The organism is Leptothoe sp. LEGE 181152, from assembly GCF_032906605.1.
GTDB lineage: Bacteria > Cyanobacteriota > Cyanobacteriia > Phormidesmidales > Phormidesmidaceae > Leptothoe > Leptothoe turfae.
This window is the reverse complement of the sequence record NZ_JASATU010000047.1, coordinates 143,261-169,049: the sequence shown is the minus strand read 5'-3', so window position 1 is coordinate 169,049 and position 25,789 is coordinate 143,261. Positions and strand designations below refer to the sequence as shown.

Annotated in this window: 25 protein-coding genes and 1 tRNA gene; 10 read left to right on the top strand and 16 right to left on the bottom strand. The window is 46.6% G+C overall.

Going from position 1 to position 25,789, the window contains the following annotated elements:
* Positions 1-9 precede the first annotated feature (9 nt).
* The 3 genes from QGP82_RS23275 to QGP82_RS23265 all read right to left on the bottom strand — a co-directional run bounded on the left by QGP82_RS23275 (position 10) and on the right by QGP82_RS23265 (position 3,379).
* Positions 10-879, bottom strand: a complete 870-nt coding sequence (locus QGP82_RS23275) for a carbohydrate ABC transporter permease (RefSeq protein WP_499061177.1) — start codon at positions 877-879, stop codon at positions 10-12.
* The gene (locus QGP82_RS23270) at positions 876-1,964 is read right to left on the bottom strand and encodes a carbohydrate ABC transporter permease (protein ID WP_499061176.1); all 1,089 of its coding nucleotides are present in this window, start codon (positions 1,962-1,964) and stop codon (positions 876-878) included. Before QGP82_RS23270 ends, QGP82_RS23275 begins: the two co-directional genes overlap by 4 nt.
* Before the next feature lie 134 nt (positions 1,965-2,098).
* Positions 2,099-3,379: an ABC transporter substrate-binding protein gene (locus QGP82_RS23265; protein ID WP_499061175.1), complete on the bottom strand. Its 1,281-nt coding sequence runs from the start codon at positions 3,377-3,379 to the stop codon at positions 2,099-2,101.
* A gap of 168 nt (positions 3,380-3,547) precedes the next feature.
* Here QGP82_RS23265 and QGP82_RS23260 point away from each other — a divergent pair, with 168 nt between their 5' ends.
* Positions 3,548-4,339 carry a M48 family metallopeptidase gene (locus tag QGP82_RS23260; RefSeq protein ID WP_490794903.1) on the top strand — a complete coding sequence of 264 codons (792 nt, stop codon included), beginning with the start codon at positions 3,548-3,550 and terminating at the stop codon, positions 4,337-4,339.
* Positions 4,340-4,423: 84 nt separating this feature from the next.
* A tRNA-Arg gene (locus QGP82_RS23255) sits at positions 4,424-4,497 on the top strand.
* A 379-nt stretch (positions 4,498-4,876) separates the two neighbouring features.
* On the opposite strand, the gene QGP82_RS23250 is transcribed toward QGP82_RS23255, so the two are convergent.
* Together QGP82_RS23250 and QGP82_RS23245 are read right to left on the bottom strand one after the other, a co-directional pair.
* On the bottom strand, positions 4,877-5,194 hold the full coding sequence (locus QGP82_RS23250; RefSeq protein WP_163696877.1) for a DUF1830 domain-containing protein: 318 nt from the start codon (positions 5,192-5,194) through the stop codon (positions 4,877-4,879).
* A gap of 443 nt (positions 5,195-5,637) precedes the next feature.
* The gene (locus tag QGP82_RS23245; RefSeq protein ID WP_163662254.1) at positions 5,638-5,853 is read right to left on the bottom strand and encodes a hypothetical protein; all 216 of its coding nucleotides are present in this window, start codon (positions 5,851-5,853) and stop codon (positions 5,638-5,640) included.
* 310 nt (positions 5,854-6,163) lie between these two features.
* Here QGP82_RS23245 and QGP82_RS23240 point away from each other — a divergent pair, with 310 nt between their 5' ends.
* Together QGP82_RS23240 and QGP82_RS23235 are read left to right on the top strand one after the other, a co-directional pair.
* Positions 6,164-6,400 (top strand): response regulator, encoded by a 237-nt coding sequence (locus tag QGP82_RS23240; RefSeq protein WP_499061174.1) that lies wholly within the window; start codon positions 6,164-6,166, stop codon positions 6,398-6,400.
* A gap of 164 nt (positions 6,401-6,564) precedes the next feature.
* Positions 6,565-9,948 carry a leucine-rich repeat domain-containing protein gene (locus QGP82_RS23235; RefSeq protein ID WP_499061173.1) on the top strand — a complete coding sequence of 1,128 codons (3,384 nt, stop codon included), beginning with the start codon at positions 6,565-6,567 and terminating at the stop codon, positions 9,946-9,948.
* A 1-nt stretch (position 9,949) separates the two neighbouring features.
* On the opposite strand, the gene QGP82_RS23230 is transcribed toward QGP82_RS23235, so the two are convergent.
* Positions 9,950-10,189, bottom strand: a complete 240-nt coding sequence (locus QGP82_RS23230) for a helix-turn-helix domain-containing protein (protein ID WP_163696326.1) — start codon at positions 10,187-10,189, stop codon at positions 9,950-9,952.
* 112 nt (positions 10,190-10,301) lie between these two features.
* On the opposite strand from QGP82_RS23230, the gene QGP82_RS23225 reads away from it, so the two are divergent.
* Positions 10,302-10,574, top strand: coding sequence for a hypothetical protein (locus QGP82_RS23225; protein ID WP_499061172.1), 273 nt, complete (start codon positions 10,302-10,304; stop codon positions 10,572-10,574).
* A 67-nt stretch (positions 10,575-10,641) separates the two neighbouring features.
* On the opposite strand, the gene QGP82_RS23220 is transcribed toward QGP82_RS23225, so the two are convergent.
* A complete protein-coding gene (locus QGP82_RS23220) occupies positions 10,642-11,178 on the bottom strand; it encodes a Uma2 family endonuclease (protein ID WP_499061171.1) in 537 nt (178 codons plus the stop codon).
* Between the two features lie 137 nt (positions 11,179-11,315).
* Positions 11,316-11,939, bottom strand: a complete 624-nt coding sequence (locus tag QGP82_RS23215; RefSeq protein ID WP_499061170.1) for a TetR/AcrR family transcriptional regulator — start codon at positions 11,937-11,939, stop codon at positions 11,316-11,318.
* Positions 11,940-12,373: 434 nt separating this feature from the next.
* Here QGP82_RS23215 and QGP82_RS23210 point away from each other — a divergent pair, with 434 nt between their 5' ends.
* Both QGP82_RS23210 and QGP82_RS23205 read left to right on the top strand, forming a co-directional pair.
* Positions 12,374-13,708: an efflux RND transporter periplasmic adaptor subunit gene (locus QGP82_RS23210; RefSeq protein ID WP_250564871.1), complete on the top strand. Its 1,335-nt coding sequence runs from the start codon at positions 12,374-12,376 to the stop codon at positions 13,706-13,708.
* Positions 13,709-13,810: 102 nt separating this feature from the next.
* A complete protein-coding gene (locus QGP82_RS23205; RefSeq protein ID WP_499061169.1) occupies positions 13,811-16,975 on the top strand; it encodes an efflux RND transporter permease subunit in 3,165 nt (1,054 codons plus the stop codon).
* Between the two features lie 14 nt (positions 16,976-16,989).
* On the opposite strand, the gene QGP82_RS23200 is transcribed toward QGP82_RS23205, so the two are convergent.
* A complete protein-coding gene (locus QGP82_RS23200; RefSeq protein ID WP_499061168.1) occupies positions 16,990-17,358 on the bottom strand; it encodes a rhodanese-like domain-containing protein in 369 nt (122 codons plus the stop codon).
* Between the two features lie 396 nt (positions 17,359-17,754).
* Between QGP82_RS23200 and QGP82_RS23195 the strand changes: the two genes are divergently transcribed.
* On the top strand, positions 17,755-17,961 hold the full coding sequence (locus QGP82_RS23195) for a hypothetical protein (protein WP_163662262.1): 207 nt from the start codon (positions 17,755-17,757) through the stop codon (positions 17,959-17,961).
* Positions 17,962-18,017: 56 nt separating this feature from the next.
* Here QGP82_RS23195 and QGP82_RS23190 read toward each other — a convergent pair whose 3' ends face one another.
* Positions 18,018-18,161 carry a CAB/ELIP/HLIP family chlorophyll-binding protein gene (locus QGP82_RS23190; RefSeq protein ID WP_163701801.1) on the bottom strand — a complete coding sequence of 48 codons (144 nt, stop codon included), beginning with the start codon at positions 18,159-18,161 and terminating at the stop codon, positions 18,018-18,020.
* Positions 18,162-18,204: 43 nt separating this feature from the next.
* Between QGP82_RS23190 and QGP82_RS23185 the strand changes: the two genes are divergently transcribed.
* Positions 18,205-18,372, top strand: coding sequence for a hypothetical protein (locus tag QGP82_RS23185; RefSeq protein WP_163662266.1), 168 nt, complete (start codon positions 18,205-18,207; stop codon positions 18,370-18,372).
* On the opposite strand, the gene QGP82_RS23180 is transcribed toward QGP82_RS23185, so the two are convergent.
* The 3 genes from QGP82_RS23180 to QGP82_RS23170 form a co-directional block, all read right to left on the bottom strand.
* Complete coding sequence (locus QGP82_RS23180; protein WP_499061167.1) at positions 18,332-19,459, bottom strand: site-2 protease family protein; 1,128 nt, start codon at positions 19,457-19,459, stop codon at positions 18,332-18,334. The genes QGP82_RS23185 and QGP82_RS23180 overlap by 41 nt on opposite strands.
* 171 nt (positions 19,460-19,630) lie before the next feature.
* Positions 19,631-20,287 carry a HEAT repeat domain-containing protein gene (locus QGP82_RS23175; RefSeq protein ID WP_499061166.1) on the bottom strand — a complete coding sequence of 219 codons (657 nt, stop codon included), beginning with the start codon at positions 20,285-20,287 and terminating at the stop codon, positions 19,631-19,633.
* Positions 20,288-20,454: 167 nt separating this feature from the next.
* Positions 20,455-21,186 carry a fatty acid desaturase gene (locus QGP82_RS23170; RefSeq protein ID WP_499061309.1) on the bottom strand — a complete coding sequence of 244 codons (732 nt, stop codon included), beginning with the start codon at positions 21,184-21,186 and terminating at the stop codon, positions 20,455-20,457.
* A gap of 168 nt (positions 21,187-21,354) precedes the next feature.
* Here QGP82_RS23170 and QGP82_RS23165 point away from each other — a divergent pair, with 168 nt between their 5' ends.
* A complete protein-coding gene (locus tag QGP82_RS23165) occupies positions 21,355-21,792 on the top strand; it encodes a hypothetical protein (protein WP_163701812.1) in 438 nt (145 codons plus the stop codon).
* A 1-nt stretch (position 21,793) separates the two neighbouring features.
* On the opposite strand, the gene QGP82_RS23160 is transcribed toward QGP82_RS23165, so the two are convergent.
* The 3 genes from QGP82_RS23160 to QGP82_RS23150 all read right to left on the bottom strand — a co-directional run bounded on the left by QGP82_RS23160 (position 21,794) and on the right by QGP82_RS23150 (position 25,697).
* The gene (locus QGP82_RS23160; RefSeq protein WP_163662276.1) at positions 21,794-22,219 is read right to left on the bottom strand and encodes a nuclear transport factor 2 family protein; all 426 of its coding nucleotides are present in this window, start codon (positions 22,217-22,219) and stop codon (positions 21,794-21,796) included.
* A 13-nt stretch (positions 22,220-22,232) separates the two neighbouring features.
* Complete coding sequence (locus QGP82_RS23155) at positions 22,233-22,733, bottom strand: orange carotenoid protein N-terminal domain-containing protein (RefSeq protein WP_163662278.1); 501 nt, start codon at positions 22,731-22,733, stop codon at positions 22,233-22,235.
* A 510-nt stretch (positions 22,734-23,243) separates the two neighbouring features.
* Positions 23,244-25,697, bottom strand: a complete 2,454-nt coding sequence (locus tag QGP82_RS23150) for an ATP-dependent Clp protease ATP-binding subunit (RefSeq protein ID WP_499061164.1) — start codon at positions 25,695-25,697, stop codon at positions 23,244-23,246.
* Positions 25,698-25,789: the final 92 nt, after the last annotated feature.

Here is a 25,789-nt window from a genome sequence, read left to right as displayed (position 1 = left end):
ACTCAACGGTTATCCCTTCACCGAACCCGCCAACAATCCACGCACAAAATAACGCTGTAGGGCAAAAAAGACCGCCAGCGGCACCACCATAGAAATAAAGGCTCCAGCGGTGAGTAAATGCCAGTCTTGTCCCCGGTCTCCCACCAGGTTGCGTAACACCAGGGTGACTGGGGCAACGTCTTGGTTGCCACCCAGATACACCAGGGCTACCAGCAGGTCATTCCACACCCAGAGAAATTGAAAGACGGCGAAGGATGCGATCGCAGGCATCGACAACGGCACAATCAACCGCATAAAAATCTTCAGGTGAGACGCACCATCCACAGCAGCGGCCTCAATTAAGTCTCGGGGTAGTGAGCCAATATAGTTACGCAGCAGATAGATACCCAGGGGTAAACCATAGCCGGTGTGGGCTAACCAAACCGCTAGAAAACTGCCTGCTAAGCCCAGATCGTTATAAGCTCGCAGCACCGGAATCAGCGTCATCTGCAACGGCACCACCAGCAGACCCACAATGGCCACAAACAACGCCTGCCTTCCAGGGAACTGCATCCAGGCTAGGGCATAGGCGGCAAATGTGGCAATGGAAATGGGAATCACCGTAGCCGGGATGGAAATCACCAGACTATTGAGAAATGCCTGCCCCATGCCCTGGCTGGTGAGTACATCGATATAGTTACCAATGTGAAACTGGGCCAGGTCAAAGGGATGGCTCAAGACCGTCCACCAGCCATTTTGCAGCAGGGCATCTCTGCGACGGAAAGAGCTGATCAGGAGACCGGCAGTGGGTAGCGTCCAGAGAAATGCGATCGCAATCACCGCTGTGTGCAATGGCAATCTCTCCCACCAGGCAGGAGCTGACGTACGAGCAATTTTCATCGGTTAGCCTCCTGCTGGGTAAAGCGACGAACATTGGTGACCATCACCGGAATGACCGCTAGCAACAGTACAGTGGCAATGGCACTACCACGACCAAAATTTCTAAAATTAAACATTTCCTTGATCATGCGGCTGGCAATCACATCGGTATCCAGGTTGCCGCCAGTCATCACATAGACAATGTCAAATACCTTGAGCACCGCAACCACCACCGTTGTCGTCACCACCGTAATGGTCGGCATAATCATCGGAATGATAATGCGTCGAAAAATCTGAAACTCATTGGCTCCATCAATGCGGGCAGCTTCAATCACATCTTTAGGAATGCCCTTGACCGCCGCTGACAACAACACCATGCAAAACCCCGTTTGCAACCAAATCATAATGACAATCAGCGCCAGGGTATTCAGCGGCAACAATGTGGGTAACCAAGGAATGACAGGCACTGAAAGCGTTTCCCACAAAGGCTCCAGAAGACCATCTCGTTCAATCAGCCAACCCAGGGGCTTCCATCCCACTACCTGGCGTACCGCATTAAGCACCCCAATCTGATCGGTCCCCGCTGGCTTAAAGGCATAGACAAATCGCCAAATGACACTGGCCCCCACAAAGGAGATCGCCATGGGTAAAAAGATTAGCGACTTAGCCGCCGACTCATATTTCACCCGATCCACAAGGACCGCAATAATCAGACCCAGCCCTACGCTCAATCCTGACACCAGCACTAACCACAGCAGGTTATTACGAAAGGCAATCACCATATCTGGATTGGTGAGGGCAAAGGCATAGTTTTTCAGTCCCACAAACTTGACTGAACGGCTGTCAAAGAAGCTGATATAAAGCGTTCGCAGTGTCGGTAATACCAAATAGGCCGTCAACATCAGCACCGCTGGTCCCATATAAACCCAGGGGAGAAGGCGATCTTTCCAGGGTCGAGAAAAGCGCTCTACCAGCAGATTGAGTCCGTAGAAAATAGCAAAGGTGCCAATGGAACCAAGTGCGATCGCAATCAACGCCGTCAGAATTCTGAGTAGGTTGGGTTGAGTTCCCGCAAAACCCAACAAGCTCAAGGTCATCAAATCCATTGGTTCACCTTTTGCAAAACACAATAAATGCATATGTTGTTGATATCGAGAAGATATCGTCTAAAGCATTACATTCAGGAAATGTTGGGTTTCATGCCTCAACCCAATCCACGGTGATTTTGATTGGAGGCAGATTATTCTGGCCAGCTGGCTTCAATCGTATCCAACACGTCTTCCACCGGTTCACCAGCCACATATTCCACGACACCAGCCCAAAAGGTACCAGTACCGACAGCACCTGGCATCATATCCGAGCCATCAAACCGAATCGTCTCAGCGTTGCCTAGAAATTCCGCCTGCTTTTTACTCAGTGCATCAGGGTAGGCATCCAGGCTTACCTGTTTGTGGGGCGACAAGAACCCCCCCAAACCGGCCCAAATCTCATGGGGTGTCGGCGTTGCCAAATATGCCATCAACGCCTGAGCTTCAGGAGTGTTGTTAAACATGCCAAACACATCTCCAGCCACCAAGACAGGTGTACCGTAGGCCGGGTCAATCCCTGGTAGCAAAAAGATATCCACATCCTCTTCCAAATTCACATCCTCAGGGAAAAAGCTGGCAATAAAGTTAGCCTGACGATGCAAATAGCAGGTCGGCGTATCACCAAACAGTCCCTGGGGCGCATCTCCAAAAGGCGTACTAATCGCTCCAACTGAGCCACCTACTATATAGCTCTCATTTAAGACAATGTCACCAAATTGTTCAAAGGCCACCTGTACCGCATCATCGTTAAACGGAATCTCATGGTTAATCCACTGGTCGTACATCTCAGGACCAGCCGTCCGCAACATAATATCTTCGACCCAGTCAGTGCCTGGCCAGCCAGTGGCTTCACCGCTCTCCAACCCCAAACACCAGGGATTAGCACCAGCAGCAACAATTTGATCGCTAAGGGCCAACATTTCATCCCACGTCGTCGGCACGGTAAACCCTTGGGCTTCAAATGCTTTTGGGTTATACCACACCAGACTTTTTACCGAAGCTCGGTACCAAATACCATAAAGACTCTCGTCAAAAGTAGCCAAGGATAGCCAAGTTTCAGGATAGGCTTCAGCCAATGTCGCCTCATCCATAAACTCCGTGATAGGAACCATTTGCCCTGCCTCAGCAAAGCTAGCCATCAACCCCGGCTGAGGAAACATAGCAATATCCGGCGCATCACCGGACTCCACACGCACAGGCAACAACGTTGCAAACGAATCAGTGCCCTCATAGATCACTTCAATGCCCGTTTCCTCTTCAAAGGGCTTGAGGGCTGCTTCTAATTTTTCCTGCTGTTCTCCGACAATCACACCCAGGATAGTCACCGTATTGTCAGCACTCTCGGATGATGCCCCATCACCTCCGCCACCACAGGCACTCAGCATTAATAGTGCCGCTATTGATAACCCTAGTCGCGTTTTTGATTGGGCCATGTTTAAGGAATCCGATTATTAAACAGCAATTTTCTTTGTTCACATAGTATCAAGGTGCATGGGCAATGGGATCCCGTAGGGGCTGCCCTGGTGGCAGCCCTTCATCTTGGCAAAGCATAAAGAAGCCATAGTTCCATGGAACCCTTCGGTTAAACTGATGAGACACAAATGGACTTTGTCACCCTTGCCATGGTGCAGTTAGAGCTGTTTCCACCCTCCGATCCATCAACTGATTTTGACTACACCGTTCGCAAAAGCAAGCGAGCCAAGCATGTGTCTATCAAAATCGAGGTAGATGGCCGTGTGGAAATAGTCGTACCGCCTCGATATAACTGCAAAAATCTACCGGATCTTATTGCCAAACGTCGTGACTGGATTCTGAAAAATCGAGCTCGATTACTAAACGAGCACCAAGATACAGCAACTGATTGGCAGACAACTCAGCCAGATAAACTGGAGTTGCGGTGGCAAGCACCCCTAGCCCAAAGCGCCCCCAGTGAAACATGGCAGGTGAGCTACGAGGCGGATAGTGGCCCGACTTTATGTATTCCGTTGCCAGGTCATGGGCTGAAAGTGCGCGGCAATGTTGACCATGTACCTACGTGTAATCAGGTGCTGTGTGAGTGGCTAGGCCATAAGGCCCATCGGGAGCTAGTGCCGTGGCTACGCCAACTCAGCTTTGATTTGGATTTACCGTTTAAGCGCCCTTCAGTTAGAGGGCAGAAGACTCGCTGGGCTAGCTGCTCTAGCAGCAAAAACATTAGCCTCAATTACAAGCTGTTGTTTTTACCTAAAGAGGTGGTGCACTACGTACTAGTACATGAGCTATGTCATACAGTACATATGAACCATTCACAGGCATTTTGGCGGCTTGTGGATGATAAGATGCCTGGGTTTGAGCCCTATCGAAAGATCCTGAAGAATGGGTGGAAATACATACCACGCTGGGTAGAAAACTGAGCGCTATTCAGCCAACTTGCGGATTTTACTGACGGCATCCTTACGGACAAGATTGTAAGGTGTATCTTTATATAGGTTAGCTTTGGGGCTGTAGCTCAGCTGGATAGAGCAACCGCCTCCTAAGCGGTAGGTCGCGCGTTCGAATCGCGCCAGTCCCGTACTTAAATCATCAAACCGTCCAGCAAAGTCTGGACCAATCGTCAATACCAGATATACCCATAAATACACCACCCAGAACGCTATCCAGCGATCTAGAAAGTTAGCTGGAATTGATGCAGTGATAGGAGAGAATATTTGAAAGGGGATATTTAGCCTACACAGAGTATAAAGATTCTGGAGTTGAATGGTTAGGAGAGATACCTGCACATTGGACAACGACAAAAATTAGGCGTTGCTGAATGCAGGTATGATTTTAGACCGGGACTGGAACATCCCAAAAATTCAAAATGAATCACAGATGGGTAAGTTCCACCAATAACGTAATGAAAAAAAGGTTAATCAGCGCAATTGTGAATAGCAGGGACCATTCACAATATTTCATAGTACTTGGGTAACGGCTGGCGTTGAACTCGCCTCAAATTGTTGGGGAAGCTCTAATTGCTCTGCATGGCGAATAAGACTACAGGAAATTCGATCAGTCAATATGGTCGTCACCATCTCGCATGAATGGATTTCTAATAGTGCTTCTGGAAATGCATGGAATACTAGCTGCTGCCCCGAAAATACCACACGCTCAAAATACCAATTGGGAATATTGGTAATTCGAACGATTTGTAATCTGTCTGTGGGATTTAAATAACAGCAAGCAATATATCCAGAAACATTGTCAGGCAAGGGATCTATCGTGTTATTCATGATTTGATTTATAGTCGAATGAAAATGAGTTTATTAAGGAAGGTTCTAAATAACTGACTGCCAAGCCAGCAACAATGCCACTAGTACGCTTAGACTTAAATCATTTCTAATGACAAACATCCGTAGCTCAGGACTGATTGCAACAATACTGTGGCGCTCAATCTCCGAGTAGGCCAAATTTTGCCTGTCTAGAATTCTTTTAAGGGCCAATTATTTGTTTTATTCGTTAACCTTAACCTAAGTTAGCAAGTTATTTCGTATTACTTTGTGCTTTAACGTTGTTTCTAGATTTTTAATGGGGTTACGGACAACTTTCCCCAAATTTTTGGATTCCCAGAGTTGGGGATTTCTACTTCTATCGTCCCAGAATCATCGGGTAAGAGGCGAAAATAACTGATCTATCTTTGACGTAATGACCAGCCCATTATGGACCAATCACTAGCCTACATACATTGCTCCAGATAAATCGCTTGAATCAAAGGTTGACGATCAGTTAAATACTGCCGAATTTCTACATGCTCTTGGGGCGAAAGCCGGACTCGATTATCGATTCTATGGAGTATCAACCGCATCTGCTCACAGCTGAAATTTCCTTCCCTATGGACGACCGGTGTTTCGTCAATGACAGACCAGACTAACCTCATTAGACCGACATCCATAGGACCCTCCCATGAGTATTTTTACTCACTGGATATTATATCGCGCATTTTATTTTTTCTTAAGAATTGAAAAAAATTACTTGATGGTAGCCCTATTCAAAGGAATAGCAATGCCTTTAGGGTCATTTAAGTACCTATGCGGAATTAGTTACAGAACAGATTTCGAATAGCCACCTACAATTCAGACCATTCAGTCAAAGTCTTTTGTAAGAGATTTGGCACACCTACTTAAGTCCGTTTAACTACAGAAATTCAAAATTCCAACTTAAGAATAGGTTTATGTGAGAGAGATAGAGCGAGCAATCCAGTCATGCAAGCAGCGACTGATGGACCAACAGCCATTAATTTGGTGGAGGAGAAGCACCCTGATTTAGTTTTGCTGGATATCAAGATGCCAAATATGGATGGGTTCGAAGTTTGTCTGTCTCTCAAAACCAATCCACTGACCCGAGAGATTCCAATTATTTTTCTGAGTGCTATGGCTCAGACCAACGATAAGGTAAAGGCGTTATGTGGCTCAACTACAGATCCAACAGCGCAATGCTGACCTAGAGCAACGTGTTGCTCAGCGTACGGTACAGCTAGAAAAGGAAATTTGGGAAAGCTGCAAACTGACAACGTTTGGAATCATCATCCTTGAAAGGCTTAGCAGTTGATGGCGGTTCAGGGATATCACGGGTATCTTGATAACGATGCTGAGCAAAATCGTCTATGTCGTCAAAACCGCGCAGTTTTCTGGCCAGCCCTGAAGGATTGCAAAAGTTAGAGGCTGCTAAAGGTGAGCTGAGCTATGCAGCTATTGCCAAGCAAGCTGGTGTGAGTGCGGATACGGTTAGTCGGTTATTTCATCCGGAGCGGGGTAAGTGGGTAAGTAAGACGAGTCTAACAGCCATTCTTCAAGTTTTAGAGGTAACACTTGAAGAGATTGGTGTTGTTGGTAATAACAACAACAGACTTACTGAAGCTCAAAGACGCATTCAATCAGTTATCAACTATAACGAAGCCACACTGGATCTATCAGGTTTAGAACTCACCTCAGTGCCGAAAGAGCTGGGACAGCTCACCAACCTGACTCGACTTTACCTATCCCAAAATCAACTCACTTCAGTGCCGAAAGAGCTGGGACAGCTTACCAACCTCATGGTGCTTTACCTATCCCAAAATCAACTCACTTCAATGCCGAAAGAGCTGGGACAGCTTACCAACCTCATGGTGCTTTACCTATCCCAAAATCAACTCACCTCAGTGCCGAAAGAGCTTAGGCAGCTCGTCAATCTGACGTGGCTGGACCTATCCCAAAATCAGCTCACCTCAGTGCCGAAAGGTTTGGGGCAGCTCGTCAATCTGACGTGGCTGGACCTATCCCAAAATCAGCTCACCTCAGTGCCGAAAGAGTTGGGGCAGCTTAAAAATCTGACTCGGTTTGAATGCTCGCGCAATCAACTCACCTCAGTGCCGAAAGAGTTGGGGCAGCTTAAAAATCTGACTCGGCTTGAATGCTCTAACAATCAACTCACCTCAGTGCCAAAAGAGTTGGGACAGCTTAACAATTTAGCGGAGCTTTACCTCTCCAACAATCAACTCACCTCAGTGCCAAAAGAGTTGGCACAACTCATCAACCTAACAGAGCTCTTCCTTGATCAGAATCAACTTACCTCAGTGCCAAAAGAGCTAGGTCAGCTTGCCGACCTGACGGGGCTTTGCCTCTCAAATAATCAACTCACCTCAGTGCCAAAAGAGTTAGCACAACTCACCAGCTTGGCAGAGCTTTTTGTCTCTAACAATCAACTTACCTCAGTGCCAAAAGAACTGGGACAGCTCACCAACCTGACGGGGCTATACCTTGCCAAGAACCAACTCACCTCAATGCCAAAAGAACTGGGACAGCTCAATGGCCTCATGGAGCTTTACCTTGATCAGAATCAACTCACCTCAGTACCAAAAGAGTTGGGACAGCTCACCAACCTGACGGGGCTTGACCTCGACAATAATCGACTTATCTCATTGCCAGAAGATTTAGGACAGCTCAAGAATCTGACTCGGCTTTACCTCCATGAAAATGAGCAATTAGGCATTTCCAGAGAAATTCTTGGTCCCACTTGGCAGGAGGTTGACTCTGGTGCAACGCCAGCAAAACCGGAGGATATTCTCAACTACTACTTCCGTATACAGGCTGATCGTCATCCCTTAAACGAAGCCAAACTAATTTTGGTAGGTTTTGGCGCTGTGGGAAAAACCTCCCTTGTTAATCGACTTATTTATAACGAATTTGACTCGAAGTCTGAGAAAACAGAAGGTATTCAAATTACCCAGTGGCCTATTCAGTTAAACCAAACTGAAGATATCAAACTTCATGTATGGGACTTTGGTGGTCAGGAGATTATGCATTCTACCCACCAGTTTTTTCTCACTGAGCGTAGTCTTTACTTGCTAGTACTCAACGGTCGTCAGGGGCATGAAGATGCTGATGCAGAATACTGGCTAGAGATAATCCAAAGCTTTGGAGGTGATTCTCCCGTTATTGTTGTGCTCAACAAGGTCAAAGAGCATCCTTTTGATGTCAATCGTCGTGCGCTGCAGCAAAAATTCCCTAATATTCGTGAATTTATTAAAACCGACTGTGAAACAGAAATTGGAATTAATGAGCTGAGAAGAGCAATTGAACGAGAAACGAATCACCTAGAGCATCTGCGAGCCTCTTTCCCAGCTAGTTGGGTTGAGATTAAAAATCGACTGGCAGATATGTCTGAAAACTACATCTCCTTTGAGAAATATCGAGAAATTTGCCAAGGTGATGGAGAACCCGATCAGCGTGCCCAAGATTCATTAGCGGTTCACCTTCACAGTCTGGGCATTGCTTTGAATTACAAAGATGATAGCCGTCTGCGTGACACCCACGTCCTCAACCCTCATTGGGTCACTAATGGTATCTACACACTACTCAATGCTCATGAACTAGCCGATACCCGAGGTGAACTAGAGTTAGCTTGCTTAGCTAGAAACCTTGACTCTCAGAATTACCCCCCTGAACGTCATGGATTTTTGTTAGAACTGATGCGTAAGTTCGAGCTGTGTTTTCGGTTTGAGGAAGACGATAACCGCTATCTGATTCCCGAACTGTTGGACAAACAACAACCCCCCGAAGCATCAGATTTTATCCTGTCTGAATGTCTAAACTTTCGCTATGAGTATTCCATCTTGTCGGAAGGACTACTACCTCGATTCATTGTGCGTACCCATGTGCTAAGCAAGCATCAGCTCCGCTGGAGGACCGGTGTAATCCTCGACTTTGAAGGCAATCGTGCCCTGGTCAAAGCCGATCCTCAGGATCGCTGCGTCACTATCAGCGTTAATGGGCCCCTGGCAAGCCGTCGTCGTTTGTTAGCAATTATCCGCTATGATTTTGAGCGCATTCACAGTCACTTTAAAACTAAACCCAAAGAAAAAGTCCCTGTTCCTGGTCATCCATCAGTTTCAGTAGACTACCAAGAATTACTCACCCGCGAAGAGGCTAGACAAAACACCTTTGATATTTTTATAGGTGATGGTTTGCTTGGGCTCAACGTTAGAGATTTACTCAACGGCGTCGATTTGGAAGGCCAGGGTAAAGAGAGGATCGATTTCAAACGACAAGACCAATCGCTACGTTTGTTCTACAGCTATGCCCATAAAGACGAAACTCTGCGCGATGAGCTAGAAACTCATCTAAAGTTGTTGCAACGCCAGGGGCTGATCCAACCCTGGCACGACCGTCGCATTATTGCAGGAGAAGACTGGGCCGATGAAATCGATGATAATCTGAATCGTGCAGACATTATCCTGTTGTTGATTAGTGCTGACTTTATTGCTTCAGACTATTGCTATAAAAACGAACTTGAGCAAGCCATGGCCCAGCACAAAGCTGGCAAAGCCCGAGTTATTCCCATTATCCTACGTCCTGCTGACTGGAGTGGCACCCCCTTCCGTAAACTTCAGGCGTTTCCCACCAATGGAAGACCTGTTACTTCTTGGTCCGATCGCGATGAAGCCTGGCTCAATGTAGAAACTGCTATTAAAGAAGCGATCTCAACCATCAAAGCCAAACGCGATCGCTAACTTAATCCAATCCTTGAGCCACATCCCCCAAATACTTCTGAACAAACGTCTCAGCGGCTTCTGAATTCAGTGTTCTTAGCGCTTTAACAATATCCACCAACGTTTCAGAGGTAGGATCGCGCATCTCATGTACCCAGCGGTATACATTAGTACGCTCGATGCCCAATGTGGCAGCGAGGCTGTATTGGCTAATGTCATAGGTCTCTAGAACCTGTTTTAGAACGCGTCCGGCTTTTCCCATGACCCTCATCCTGTCAGAGGATCATGCGCCACAAAAGTATACCTACTAGTTGACGTATACCCAATGGACAACTAAATTTAAAGCGTGAACCATTAGGCATACATTTTCGACTATGCAAATCCAAAGCTTTGTCGCTTTATCTGAGCCCGCTATTGCTCCAGAAGCCTCGCTTCAGCTCTACTCAGTCCCCAAGTCCGATCGCGAACCTGTCAAAATCCTCATCATCGGCTCCCAGGCTGCCGTCAACACCATCATCCACAGCCTCCATCATCACAATTTTGCCGAACCCGTCGAATGGACCCAGTTTTTACCCAACGATCGCCCCATCCAACCCCACCCCGGCGAATCCATGCGGGCTCTGATTAAATATTTACCTCAACTATGAGTTCAACCCCAATTAAGTCATATACTGAGGACTGAGCAAAGTCGAACCCCGTCTGCACCAAGCCTTTCTAACGCTGTTTAGTCATAGCAATAACTCCTTCCACAGTGAAGCTTGAGATATCGCCGAGAGTGGGCAGTGTATCGCCCCTTGCATAAATCATGGGTAGCTCTTGCTCCTCCCAAACCCAGACCTGCTGTCGTTGGATATCAATTAACCAAGCAAGCTGAGTACCATTACCCAGACAATGCAAAATCTTATTTTGTAGGTCTAGAGTACTTTGATCAGGAGACCGAATTTCGATTAACCAATCCGGTGGGCCTTGAAGCGGGTCATCTTCATCGGAGAAACGCTGAATCGCTACAACAGCAATATCTGGAACTGGCGAGTAAGGAGGCACAATGCACCGTAGCTCCTGGATTGCCTCATATCTATCTGTCTGAGCATTGATAGCATTTACCAGATTGCGTTGCAGACGAGAATGGAATAATGTTGGCATAACTTTTTGCTGGGCTCGACCATTAATAAACTCCCAGGCTGGTGAAGCTTCAATATTAGGCTGTTTGAGAAAGTCGGCCAAAAGGGCCGTAACAGTAGGGGATTGCATGATTTCCTCGGGTGCCCAATCCTAATGTAGTCATATGATCGCTGAAAGTAACCGATGTTGCCAAGTAATCAGGACAGTTTTCCCTAGTCCATTTACAAAAGACAATGATCACACCTCTAGGTGAAACGTGATTTACCTTATGTTGACATTCCAGGAGTCAAGAACCGCACCAAATATTGAACCGCATAGTCAACATCTTCTGGCTGGCTGCTTTTCAATAAGGAGTCTGGTTTACCCGCCTCATTTTGCACGCGAATTAATGTAGCAATCACCAAGTCTAACTTCCAGTTCAGTTCTCGCTGCGAGCAGTCAGGAATTATTTGCTGCAGAATTTTGAGAAATGCCAGGCGGCTCTCCATAAATTCCCCACTAGCAATACTTTGCAGCGGTTCTGGCTCACTCCAACAACGCCCCATAAACTGAGCCCGCACTGTTCGAAATGACTCATTTTGAACAATCTTTTGAAAACATGGTTTTAGAAATGCCGTCAGGATTTCTTCAATCGATGGCAAAGTCTCTTTTTTCTGAAGTCCGTTGAGAATAGCCAACTGCTCAACAACAATTGGCTTGGCAATACGAGAAAAGATTGCTCGAAACAGCTCTTCTTTTGAACCAAAGTGATAGTTAACCGCCGCCAAATTCGCATTGGCTTGATTGGCAATGGCCCGCACAGTAGTCCCTGCATACCCCCGCTCGGCAATTAACTGTTCGGCTACATTCAGAAGTTGCTCTTTGGTATCAGCGGATGCTGCACTCGCCATTGAAGTTATCTATGCTCCTAAACTAAACAAATACTTAAATCAGTTGGGTATGTCAGCCATCATAAGCGACTACCAGGACATAACATCCAGGATTCGCCTCAGCAAAGGATGAACTGAAAAAAATCATTTTTTATTTGCCAATTATTCAAACGTACGTTTTAATTATATCAAACATACGTTTGAATGAAGTCTACAGTCTTACCTGCTTTTTTGCTTCTGGCAGAATGCAACAATTCACCCTGGGCTTAAGTCTCAGGGCTAACTGAATCAAAACCCACTAAAGGGGTTGAAGATCCATAAAAGCGATAGTTAGGGCTTCGTCGTCTACATTGCCTCTTGAGTAGACAACCTCAAATTAGCGCTGGATTTCGATAGCACTCATTATCAACCACTGTTCAAACATACGTTTGCTTTTTTGATGGACTGATAGCGCCATGACCTTTAAATCACCAGGATTAAACTCGGCATTATCCACAGTCTTTGGTATTTCTCGCCAACGTCTGGCTTTAATTTGCCTGGGCACCATAGGATTCCTTATGATCGGTATCCCCAGAATAAAAGAGCGTATTGCTAGCTCAGCTGAGGTGCCCTCCGAACAAGCAGAAAGAGTTTTGCCCGTAGAAACTCTAACGGTAACTCCAGTAAGTAGCTATTTAGTGTCGCGCACCTACACAGGGGAAATTGCATCGCTACGGGCCAGTGAACTGGGGTTTGAACGTAGCGGGCAACTGGTGGAAGTCCTGGTAGTCGAGGGAGAAGTTGTAGACACTGGCGCTCCCCTTGCTCGCTTAGATATTCGTAATCTAAAAACTCAACGCCAACAACTGCTGGCAGAAAAAGCCCGAGCCAATGCCCAATTAATGGAACTGCAAACAGGGGCTCGGTCAGAAGACATTGCTGCCGCTGCCGCTGCTGTTAGGGACTTAGAAGAACAGCTACGGTTACAGCAAGTGCAGCGTACACGGCGTGACTCTCTCTACACCCAAGGGGCCATTTCTCGCGAAGAACTAGATGAGTTCTCCTTTGGTGAAGGGGCACTCCAGGCAAGACTAGATCAGTCTCGCAGTCAGCTAGAAGAGTTACAAAACGGTACTCGCCCCGAACAAATAATGGCTCAGCAAGCACTGGTGCAACAGTTGGACGCCAGCATTGCAGATTTAGATGTGACCATCTCCAAGAGCACGTTACAGGCTCCGTTTGCTGGTGTAATTTCTGCTAAACAGGTCGACGAAGGCACCGTAGTCGGTGCTGGTCAGTCGGTCATACGTCTTTTAGAAAATGCAATACCTGAAGCCAGGATAGGTATGCCCGTCAGTGCTATTGATCAGTTAAATATCGGTGATGAGAAAACAGTGTATCTGGGTGAACGCCCATATTCGGCGACAGTATCGTCGATTTTACCCGAGGTTGATGCGCAAACACGCACGCAAACAGTTGTGCTGGCATTGGAATCTGCAGCTGCTAGCCAAGCAAATACTGGACAAACCGTGCGGGTGAATTTGCAAGCGTCAATTCCCACAGACGGCATGTGGTTACCCACAGAAGCCCTAACCCAGGGAATTCGCGGTTTGTGGACCTGCTATGTGTTAGTTCCAGATGAAAATTCTGACGGAGGATACTATACAGTGCAATCCCAATCCGTAGAGGTTGTATATCAAGATAGCGATCGCATCCTAGTCCGCGGCACCCTCCAACCCAATGACATGGTCGTCGCCAGTGGTCCCCATCGCCTGGTTCCAGGCCAATTAGTCACTCCAGTCCAACCATAAAACTCCCATAGGGATGCACAGTTGTGCGCTCAATGCAGGATTGATATCTCGTAGGGCACACGACAGTGCGCCCCTCCCCATTAACCTTAGGAACCTGCCACCATGGTTAGACCGTTTTACCGCAACATCCGGCTGCTAATCCTCACCATTGTGATGGTCGTAGTGTGGGGTTTTGTATCCTTCCAGGCCCTGCCACGACAAGAAGATCCTGAACTGGTCTCCCGTATCGCCGCCGTCCAGACAGCGTATCCCGGAGCGAATGCCGAACGTGTGGAGGCTCTAGTCACAGAAGTGATTGAAGCAGAACTATCGGAACTCGAAGAAATCGATGTTCTCTCGTCTGACTCACGGGTAGGATTCTCAACCGTGACTGTTGAGCTAAGTGAATCAATTATCGACGCTCAGTCGGTATGGTCCAAGGTGCGAGATGAATTGGATGACGCAGCCATACAATTACCCGCTGGCACCAGTGAACCCGAGCTAGACGAGGCTTTTGTCAAAGCTTACACAATGATTGCCTCCCTTACCTGGCAGTTACCGACAGACCCAAACTATGCAATTTTGCGGCGCTACAGCGAAGAACTGGCGCTGCGACTGAGGGGAACAGTCGGGACAGAAGAAGTGGAACTATTTGGCGACCCTGTAGAAGAAATTGTAGTAGAGGTCAATGCCCCCAGTCTGACAGCAGTGGGTCTGTCTCCCCAAGATTTAGCCAATCGCATTCAAACCAGTGATGCCAAGATCACCGCAGGCCAGTTTCGTAGCGACGAACAGAATTTAGCCATTGAGGTAGAAGGAGAGTTAGAAACTCTAGACCAAATTCGCCAGATTGCTATTCAAACTGACGATGGTCGCTTTACTCGCCTCAGCGACATTGCCCAGGTATATCGAGGCATACAACAACCGGTAACAGATTTATCGCTTGTGAGTGGCAAGCCTGCCATCGTTGCTGGAGTGATGATGGAGTCGGGCATGCGCATTGATGTCTGGGCTGAGAGCGTGCGTGCAGTACTGGCAGACTTTGAAGCTCAGTTGCCCCAGGGGGTGAGCCTGGATATTGTCTTTGACCAAAGTAACTATGTAGAAAAGAGAATCAGAAAGCTGTTAGGAAACCTGATACTGGGTGCCCTGCTGGTGGTAGGGGTTACTTTGTTCACCATGGGCTGGCGTTCGGCTTTGGTAGTAGGTACGGCTCTGCCCATCACCACCATGGCAGTCTTTGGCTGGATGACAGTGTTTGGAGTACCCATTCACCAGATGTCGGTAACCGGACTGATCATTGCCCTGGGGTTACTGATTGACAATGCCATTATTGCGGTAGATGAAATCCAAATGGAGCTACAGCACGGCCATCGCCCCATTGATGCTGTGGCAAAAACGGTTGACTACCTTAAGGTACCGCTGTTTGCATCTACCGTGACTACGGTCATGACGTTTTTACCCATTTATCTATTGCCAGGGGCAGCGGGAGAGTTTGTTGGCAGCATTGCCCTGGGGGTGATTGTGTCTTTAATTTCATCGTTGGTGCTATCGCTAACAGTGATTTCAGCCCTAGCCGCAAGAGTTTTAGGACGTAGTCAAACTAAGGCACATCAGCTGCAAGATCCGACTCAAACTGGCCCTGTTAAGTCACTACAGAGATTTTTGTTACGGCCTGGTAGCTGGTGGGCAGATGGATTCTCCTCACCATTGTTAGCTCGTCCGTATCGCAAGTCACTACAGTTGACAATGAAACATCCTTTGCTTGCGATCGCACTCTCCCTCACCATCCCCCTCATCGGCTTTATCTCCGCCTCCACCCTAGACCAGCAGTTTTTTCCCGCAGGTGACCGTGACCAGCTCCAGGTAGAAGTGGAGTTTGCCCCCCAAACTGCTATTGGACAAACCCGTGGGCAAATGTTGCAGGCTCGTCAGACGATGTTAGAAAATCCCAATATCGACGAAGTGCATTGGTTCATTGGAGAAAGTGCGCCTAAGTTCTATTACAACTTTACGGGCAACCGGCGTAACCAGGCCCAATATGCCCAGGCCATGGTACAGCTCAACACCAATCGAGACCTGGCATCCATTGTGAAAAACCTCCAAGCGCAACTAGACAATGCTTTTCCGGCAGCCCGCGTCTTGGTCAAACAACTGGAACAGGGGCCACCCTTTGATGCCCCTATCGAACTGCGACTTTACGGACCCAACATCGAAGAACTACGGCAACTGGGTATACAGGCCCGACAAATTCTTATCAGTGTTCCCGATGTTGTTTATGTACGAGATGATTTAACAGAAGCGCTACCTAAACTAGGGCTGAGGATTGATGAAGAACAGGCTCAACAGACGGGCTTGAACAATACGGCCATTGCACAGCAGCTAGAAGCCTACTTAGAAGGTAGCGTTGGCGGCTCAATTCTAGAAGCGACTGAAAACCTGCCAGTGCGAGTACGGGTTGCCAATAGTGACCGGGCAGACCTCAGTCAAATTGCCTCTTTAGACTTGCGTGGAACAGGCAACCGGGCATCCACTGCTGCTCTAGGAGACTTCAGGTTAGTACCTGAGCTAGCCAAGATCGCCCGCAGAAATGAACAGCGGGTGAATAGTGTGCAGGGCTTTATTACTGCTGGAGTGTTGCCCTCAGTGGTGCAACAGGCCTTTGAGGAGAAACTGGCCGAAGCCAACTTCGAATTACCGGCTGGCTATTGGTTCGAGTTTGGCGGAGAAAAAGCTGAACAAAGTCAGGCCCAAGGTAACTTACTACTCTATGTACCTTTGCTAGCACTGGTCATGGTAATTTCTCTGGTGTTATCCTTGGGTTCATTTCGCCAGGCCGGTATCGTCGCAATGGTGGGGATTGGCTCTGTTGGTATGGCCCTATTTTCACTCAAAGTATTTGGGGCTGTGATGGGCTTTATGGCCATTGTTGGCAGTATGGGGCTGGTGGGTATTGCCATTAATGACACGGTCATTGTTCTCTCTGCACTCAATGGGGATAACAGAGCCAAACTAGGGGATCGTCAGGCCATTGCCACCGTCGTAAATAAGGCCACACGGCACGTAATCACAACAACCATTACGACAATTGCGGGTTTTGTGCCGCTAATCATCAGTGGGGGGTTGTTTTGGCGGCCACTGGCCATTGCGATCGCAGGTGGCATAACCGGTTCGTCCATCATGGCACTATATTTTGTCCCTGCCGTTTACAGTCTGATTTATCGCTCAAAATACACACATGAACGGAGAAATAAATCTGCCCACGACTTTGAAACTGCGAGCTTGTAATTTATACATTAGTCTTAAGACACCGCAAGAGTCCCCTCAATGGGTCCCGAAATCGCTTGCCAAGCACCAATACCACCCATCAGTTCAGCAACATTTTGATAGCCCACACCACGTAGCTGAGTAGCAGCGCTGGATGTAACCTCGTTAGTTTCACCATAAACGTAGATATCGCGATCGCTTTCAAGACTTACAGAAACACGAGCAACGAGTTCATCCACAGGCATCGAAATGGCCCCTAAGATGCGTTTCTCATTAAAAAGACGCCTGCTTCTAACATCAATAATGGTGAGAGCAGGCTCGCCCCAATCTAAACGATCCTTCAGATCAAATACCGTTGAAATCGGCTTGAGGGGCTGCGGGGTGGGAAAAAATGCAGAAGGCATGGGTTAAACAGCAAAGGATGCTGGCATGAGAAGCAACCCTTCAAGTGTAACGAAATCTAAATTTAAGTCAATTTAGATTTTATAAAGTTGACATTTTTGATTAGATGCAATCTGATTTTTCAAATTTTTAGTATAGCCATTTACCTAAATAGCGATTTACCTAAATACATATGCGCCAATTTTTATACACACACGTGTGACTGAGCAATAAAAAATTATATATACCCAAACCTATACCCAACAGGATTTACACCCTATCAGCTAGAGGTTTGTAGCTTCATTTACACCAGCTATGAAGCATTAATGTAAAATGAAAGATAAAGAAAATATTAAACAAACCAGATTTAAATACTCCAATGATAAAAAAAATATCCTAGCAATAACAGAGCAAACAGTATGGATGCTTCAACGCTAAGGTTACTTTGGTCCGTAATCTTAGAAAACTCACCAGAGAATATTTCTAACCTTCCTGAGGCTCTTTTTGTTAGACACTTACTTGAGCAGATTCAAGACCGAGTTTATTTAAGTATTGATGAGCAAAATGCAATGCAATCTTACTTGCAAGCCAAACGAGGGTTAATTCTTGAAATGATTCAAGGATAGGTTGTACCGATGCATAGCATTCTAAGCAGGCATGTAAGCGCCCTAATGTGGTCACACTACATAATGCCTAGCTGAGACAAGATGCTTTTACCAGTAAGCAATTCGGTAATAATGCCGATGGTAAAGCCTAGCATTGCCAGACGACCATTCCAGCGCTCAGCAATCCGGGTAAAACCATATTTTGCCTCTTGATTTTTCATGCCCCAACCCTCTGAAAAGTCAGCAGCTCATCGGTAACAAACGATGAGTAATTTTGGTATTTCTATGGTAACGCTGGCTGAAGGGAAGTGTTCTAAGAAGCAAAAAGTAAAAACGGCTTTGCTTCATAACAATTCTGCTAAGAAGCAAAGCCATGCTTATACTATGGTTTCTACGCTGGCTGAGATTGAGCTTTCTGCTGCAACAGATTAATGATTTCAGCCTTTTCTAAAAGCCCAACCAAGGCACCATTTTCTCGGGTAACTGCCAGTGCTTGAGTTCCCTGAGCCTCCAGTTGACGAATAACATCTAACAGAGGCTGATTAGCTTGAACCTTGATTTCTTGCGCAACGGGTTTCAGAAAGTCACGCACCGGATGATCGCTCCATTGATCTGATGGAACTATTTTAAGTACATCCAAATCGATCGTCCCAGCTAGCTGGTTATTTGCAGATTCCACAAGAAAACGCTGCCATCGACTGTTACCACTTGCCAACAGTGTCGTATCTGCTAGCTCACGAAGCGTATCACTTTCATGGACAATGGGACTATTTTCAAGAACTACATCAGCGGCTGTCAGACCAGATAATGCCTCTTGAACAGTTGCCGATTGTGCAGACTGGCCAGCATTTTGCAAAATAAACCAACCAATAATTAACGTCCAAAAACTACCAGCATTAGACAGCCCTAGAACAGCAAGGATACCTAGCATAATTGCTGACCAGCCAATCATTTGCCCCGTGCGACTGGCCCAGCGAATCCCACGGTAGCGATTGCCAGAAATTTTCCAAACAACAGCCTTCAGAACATTACCACCGTCCAAAGGTAAACCTGGAATCATATTGAAGGTCGCAAGGATCAAATTAATATAGGCTAGCAAGCTGGTCACTGCAGCGACTGGCCCAGTCACAAAACCGCTCCTAGCTAGGAGGGTTAGCAAAACAAACAGTACTAAACTCACAAGGGGACCAGCTACAGCAATCCAAAAGGCCCCAGAGGGTGTTTTTGCTTCATCATCTAAGCTTGCTAAGCCACCAAACAAGAAAAGTGTGATGGAGTTGACTTGGATACCTTGCTGTTGAGCAACGAAACTATGCCCCAACTCATGGAGTAAAACAGAAGCAAATAAGAGAATGCCTGCGATCAATCCTAGAATTAGAGCCATTCCTCCCAGCCAGGGAAACTGAGCAGCTAGACCACTGCCAAAATTTAGAGTGGTGAGGGCCAACACAAAAAACCAGGAAATATTGATAAAGAAGGGAATACCAAACAGATTCCCAATGCGAAGATTACCGTTCATATCGGTCTCCTTTCAATAACTTGGAACTGGATAATGCGGCTCTTCGATACAGTTTGAAACCGTTGTGAGGACTATTTCCAGTTCACCCTCAGTGTAACGAACTGTAAACATTGTTTTATCATCCGTTAGGGGGTAATAGCCGTCCGGTCATGAGTTCGGTCCAGGCAGTAATTACAAGAGTCCTTCTAGAACAGCTCTAACCACACGATAGTCAGAATCCTGTTGCAGCTTGTCTAACATCGCTTGAGCTTCAGGTCCACCAAGGTGTCTCAAAGTCCTAGCAGCACTTGTTCGAACCAAGCCATTATCGTCGGTTGCCGCTGCCAGGGCAAGATTCAACGCTTCTGAAAGTTTATGGGTTTCCTTAAGTCTTCTCAGCTGAGTTAACGCGGCCATTCTGACGGTAAGATCTTCCCCTTGAATTCCTAATCGACATAATTTCAGGAGAACCTCAGGATCATCCAAATCTTCTAAAGCACCAAAAATGCTCTGCCGTACCAACCAGTTTGAATTCTGTTCAAACGCGGCTATGAGATGAGGAAGTGCTTGGGCTCCAAATTTGGCGAGTGAATTAGAGGCTTCGGCAACAACATTATGATCGGTTTCATTGTTAAGTATGCTAATCAGGGCTTCAAACGCTTCATTATTTCGCTTATATCCCAGTCCCATTGCCACAAAGGAGCGTACGAGAAATTTACCATCATTCATTCGTTGCTTTAGCAGCGGCACAACGGCGGCAGGCTCATGATGATGAAGTTCAGCAATGGCTTTCATCCGCAATTGCGGGTTGGGGCTGTCAAGGAAGGCTTGAATCTGAGGAAAGTTCATGGATTTTTTTGAGGTGGGTATATGACCACCTTACATTTCTTTACAAAAAGACAACGAGATATTGAAGAGTTGGAAACGTCAATGTGGTTCTTTTGCCGTTGCTGAATGAGGGGATAAATTGATACTTTTCAGGTTAAATTTTCCCGAGGAGCAGCAACGTCGTTCTTTTATGGGAGAAAAGGCTCAGGATAACCATCGGCCATCGCTACATCAGGTAGCTGGTACCAGGGAACTTCAGGGTAGGCATGATGCTCCCTGTGATAGCTAAAATGATAGCAAGTTAGCAAGGAGAAAAGCACTGGATAGTAGTAACTTCGAGTCTGATGAACATTGTTGTTGCTTTGGTCATCATCATGATGATGAGGCAAAAATATACCAAACGTAAATAGCTGCAATGAGCTGAGAATCCAGGGAACAAGCCAAAACAAAATAAGATTTTGACTATTAATCTTGGCAAGAAATACTAAAGAAACTGTTGTCAGGACAATGCCAGTTACTACAACAGCTAGATTACGAGGAGTCAAATAATTCCTCATAAAGCTACCATACCAGCGTATAAAGTACCGAATCAAATGGCCATCGGGCTTTGAGTAAAAATCAGGATCCCGTGTTTGGGCTGGGTAAGCATGATGCTGCCAGTGCAGTTTGCGACAGGTTTGGTAGGGCAAAAAACCATATAGACCTAAGGCCAGGCGACCAACCCAACGATTTCTAGATGGGTCACCGGGAAAGACATTGCCGTGGATAGCATCATGGGCAATAACAAACAGTCCCGTGTGCAAGAATGTTCTCGACAAGATCCAAAAGACCAAGAGTATTGGGGAATAATTGGTAGAATGTTGTGGGAGGAGAACTATTAGGCTGATGAGCCAAGTGATCGCGATCGCAACCGCAATCATCAATCCCATCCAGTTCGACCTCAGCATCTGTAGTTTGTTACAAAATTTAATACATAACATCAAATACACTTAACTTTTATTGCAAGAGATTGCACTTCTTGTCGAGCCAAGTAATGGTGTAGGTAGGTACTTGTTGATTTAATGCCCGCTCTCTGCTCGATTAATCCCATGCAGTCCAAACTTTCTTTAGCCCCCCGCTACACCCTGGACGATGAGTCTGCTTGGCTTATCGGCATCGACCCAGTGCGTCGCTATTGGATCAAGGTTGACGGTGAAACAACCATAAAAATCACAATTCCAGGACTATTGATTCCCTCACTGGAAACTCTGAAGGAAGCCATTCAAAGTTTTCGCTCATTACCCGTTGGCGCAACACTGACACTACCAACGTTTACGAGGGAGCGACTCACCATCCACTATCTGACAAGTAATCTCTACGCTATCCCACACCCTGTTAACGGTGCCTTAGCTTGGCATTTATTTGATCGTGAAACAGTTGAAGCTTTTTTATTGACAGCCCATCCAGACTGGCGGTGTGCGCCCCAAGACATTGCCCTGGGGCGTGATACCCTGATCCAATCATGGGAGCTATCCAGCGTTGCTTAAATTAACTCTCAGGTCGCAACTTTAAAAGCTCCTCTAAAGTTGCAACAAGGTTGATACGAACTGACTCGATTTTGTTATCTGCTGCCAAAATGAAGCGCCAGGTAACATTCACCTTAAAAACCAGCGCTGTGACTTTACCGCGAACGTCAACTTGCAGACGTTCACTGTCCAATTGACATGTTTCAGCACCCAACAGAGAAACTGACATTCCATCCGCCTCTTTAACCAAATAATCTCTTATTTGAGTTGGCCCGATAACAGGGGCCTCGAAAGGCGGATAAAGACTCCCTTCAACAGTAAAGAGATTAGCAACCTGCTGATACTCACCGCGATTAAACAGTGTAAAGTACCGCAAAACCACTTCAGATTGGTTATCTAACCCAGTAGCATCTGCAAGTTGCTGGTCGATCAGGTGTATCGTTGCCATCTTGGTCAACCCTCTAAGCAAATGAGTCGTAACCCATATTGACAACAATCTGACGCAAGACCGTAATCTGTTGACCAAAGTCTAAGGCAACAATGCGATTGTACATATCATTGGCATTGCGAGAAAGTACGTAATTGGTCGGTACTCCAATCACATCTCCTGAGCGCATGAGTTCTGCCAACTGGTACCAGAAAGCAAGCTTAGTGTTATTAGTTAGTACACCATAGGCTTGGGTCATGGATGTCTTACGTTGAGCAATCAAATCTTGCATAAAAGCCATTTGACCGTCAGGCCCCAATGCCTTCACCTGACTGAGCAAGCCTTCAGCAAATTGCAGACGGGCAGCCCCTGTGGCAGCTGGCGTAACAGAACCATTCCCCATCGCCTTATAAATAAACCAAAGTACACCCAGCTTCTCATCCGTAGATAAGCGCTTAAATGCAGCAACAGTCGCTGGAACAGCATCCAATAAACTAACGGACTGACTAGAAAAAGTGCTTGTAGTAAATGTCATGATTGAATAATTCCTTAGTTAATGTGTGACAATTGCGAAAATCAATGATGTCTTCAAAAGCCCATGGAGACTATTACACAACTATCAAACAGAGCGTTAACAACATCAAAAGCCCATTGATGAATCGACTCTCAATACCGTCTACTTAATGAGGGAACAAAACCTAAACAAAGTATTCGACAAAAGCTTCAAACAAAATGAGAACAAAGCCACAATTCCGGCTAGTGAATCATCAAATTATTCAGCCCATCTATTAAAGCTAAACCGCCGTGCTTGTAGGTCGTCTAGCCTAATTACAAAGTTACTCAAACAGGACCTTGGATGGTAATGCAATTTGTAGACTTCATGGAACTGCTTCTTAACTTTCTATGGAAATTGTAACGCAATGTAAACAATCGTTGCCATACTCTCGGCAGATTAATCCATAGAAAACATCTATGGTTAGTCAGCACTGAACTCAACCCAATCCAAAACCTTACGCCCTATACCTAGGTATCTAGGGTTTTGCTATCAGCCGCTAACAAGAGCTAATGCCCGCTCCCGCTGAACTGTTACCTGGCCATCGTCATTTACATCAAGAATAGCCGTTTCACCGGCACGAATGTCACCAGCCAGAAGAGCTTCAGCCAAGCTATCTTCCACCAGACGAGTAATCGCCCGTCTTAGGGGACGTGCACCGTAGCTCGGGTCGTATCCTTCCACAACAAGTTTGTCCTTGAAGGCCTCGGTGACCTCAATCTTAATTGCCTGTTCAACTAAGCGCTTGGCCACATCCTGCAGCAAGATATCCGCAATTTGTTTGACCTCACTACGCTGAAGCTGATGGAAGACAATAATCTCATCCAGACGGTTGAGAAACTCAGGTCGGAAAGAGGATTTAAGAGCATCATTGACCTGCTCACGGGTGCGCGTATATTGGGCCGTAGCCAGATCTCCATCAATCATGTCAAAACCAATACCCGTACCCTGCTTCTCAATGGCACGGGAGCCAATATTTGAAGTCATGATAATGACAGTGTTTTTGAAATCCACGACACGACCTTGAGAGTCAGTTAATCGGCCATCATCTAACAGCTGCAGCAACAGATTGAAAACATCTGGATGGGCCTTCTCAATCTCGTCAAATAGGACCACTGTGTAGGGCTTACGTCGCACAGCCTCTGTCAGCTGACCACCATCGCCATAGCCCACATATCCTGGAGGGGAGCCAATCAGTTTAGCGACTGATTGGGACTCCATATATTCCGACATATCCAAGCGGATAATGGCATCCTCAGCACCAAACACACTATCAGCCAAGGCCTTAGTCAATTCAGTTTTACCGACACCAGTAGGGCCACAGAAAATAAAGCTCGCAATGGGTCGCTGCTCACTGCTTAAGCCAACCCTGGCCCGCCGAATAGCCTTAGCAACAGCATTCACTGCGTTTTCTTGACCAATGATGCGCTGATGTAGGGTTTCTTCCAGCTTCATTAACATGGCAGACTCAGATTTAGTAATCCGGTTAGCTGGAACACCTGTCCACGAGGCCACTACCTGCGCAATATCCTCCACTGTCACCACAGGGCGTGTATCTATAGCAGCTCTGTTCTCATTAAAATTTTGCAGTTTAGCTTCCAGTTCCAGTTCCTGATCCCGTAACTCACTAGCCCGATCAAATTCCTGAGCTTTTACCGCAGCATCTTTATCCCAGATAATTTTACGAAGAGACTGCTTAAGTTCTTTGGCTAAAGACGTCTGAGAATGACGCAGATGCACACAGGAACCCGCTTCATCAATTAAATCAATCGCCTTGTCGGGTAAATAGCGATCTGCGATATAACGATTTGACAATTTTGCAGCAGCCACTAGAGCATCATCGGAAATGAGCAAATTGTGATGTTGCTCATAGCTAGATCGCACTCCTTTCAGAATCTCAATCGTCTCCTCAACGCTAGGTTCATTAACCATTACAGGTTGAAAGCGTCGCTCTAAAGCTGCATCTTTCTCAATGTACTTGCGATATTCGTCGAGGGTAGTGGCACCGATACACTGCAGTTCACCTCGGGCCAAAGCCGGCTTAAGCATGTTGGCTGCATCCATGCCACCTTCCATGCCACCTGTTCCCACCAGGGTATGAATTTCATCGATGAGAAAAATGATATTGCCAGCCTTGTTAACCTCAGCCACAATCTGCTTGAGGCGTTCTTCAAAGTCTCCGCGAAATCGAGTGCCCGCTACTAATGAGTTAATGTCTAGACTCAACACCCGCTGGTCGAGAAGCAATTCCGGCACATCTTGGTTGATAATCCGTTGAGCCAATCCCTCAGCAATCGCTGTTTTACCCACACCAGGCTCACCAATAAGTACTGGGTTATTTTTGCTACGACGACCTAGAATCTGAACAACGCGCTCAATCTCCTGACTGCGGCCAACAACCGGGTCAATTTTGCCCTCGGCAGCTAATTTCGTCAGGTCAGTGGCAAACTCTTCCAACGCTTTTCCCTTAAAGCCACTAGCGTCTCGACTACCGGCAGTGGGTACAGGCATCCGTTCACCCACTGCTCGAATAATTGCGATACGGAGCTTGACCAGGTCTACGCCTAGGGTTATCAGTATTTTGGCAGCAGAACTTTTGTCACTGCTGGTGACTGCAAGTAATAAGTGCTCTGGACTTACGTAGCTTTGATCTAACTGCTGAGCTTCCTTGAGAGATTGCTCTAAAAGCTGTTTAGCGCTAGGGGTGAAGGGAATTTCGGCAGATGGTTGCTTACTATCACTTTTTAGCGTAGCCTCAACTGCTTCCTGTAAAACCTGTAAAGTTATACCAGCTTCCTGAACAATGGGAGAAACCAGACTATCGCCTTGGGCAATGACCCCAACCAGTATAAGTTCGGTTCCAACATAGTGTTGGCGTAACCGGCTTGCCTGCTGCTGGGCAATCATAATGGCCGAGATTGCCTTGTCGTTGAAAAGCTCAAACATAATACAAAATTCTCGATAGTTTGTCTGCGAGATAACGTGGATAGCCTAGGAACGGATGACTACCTACGGGGGATATGGAGAGTGAAGCGTGA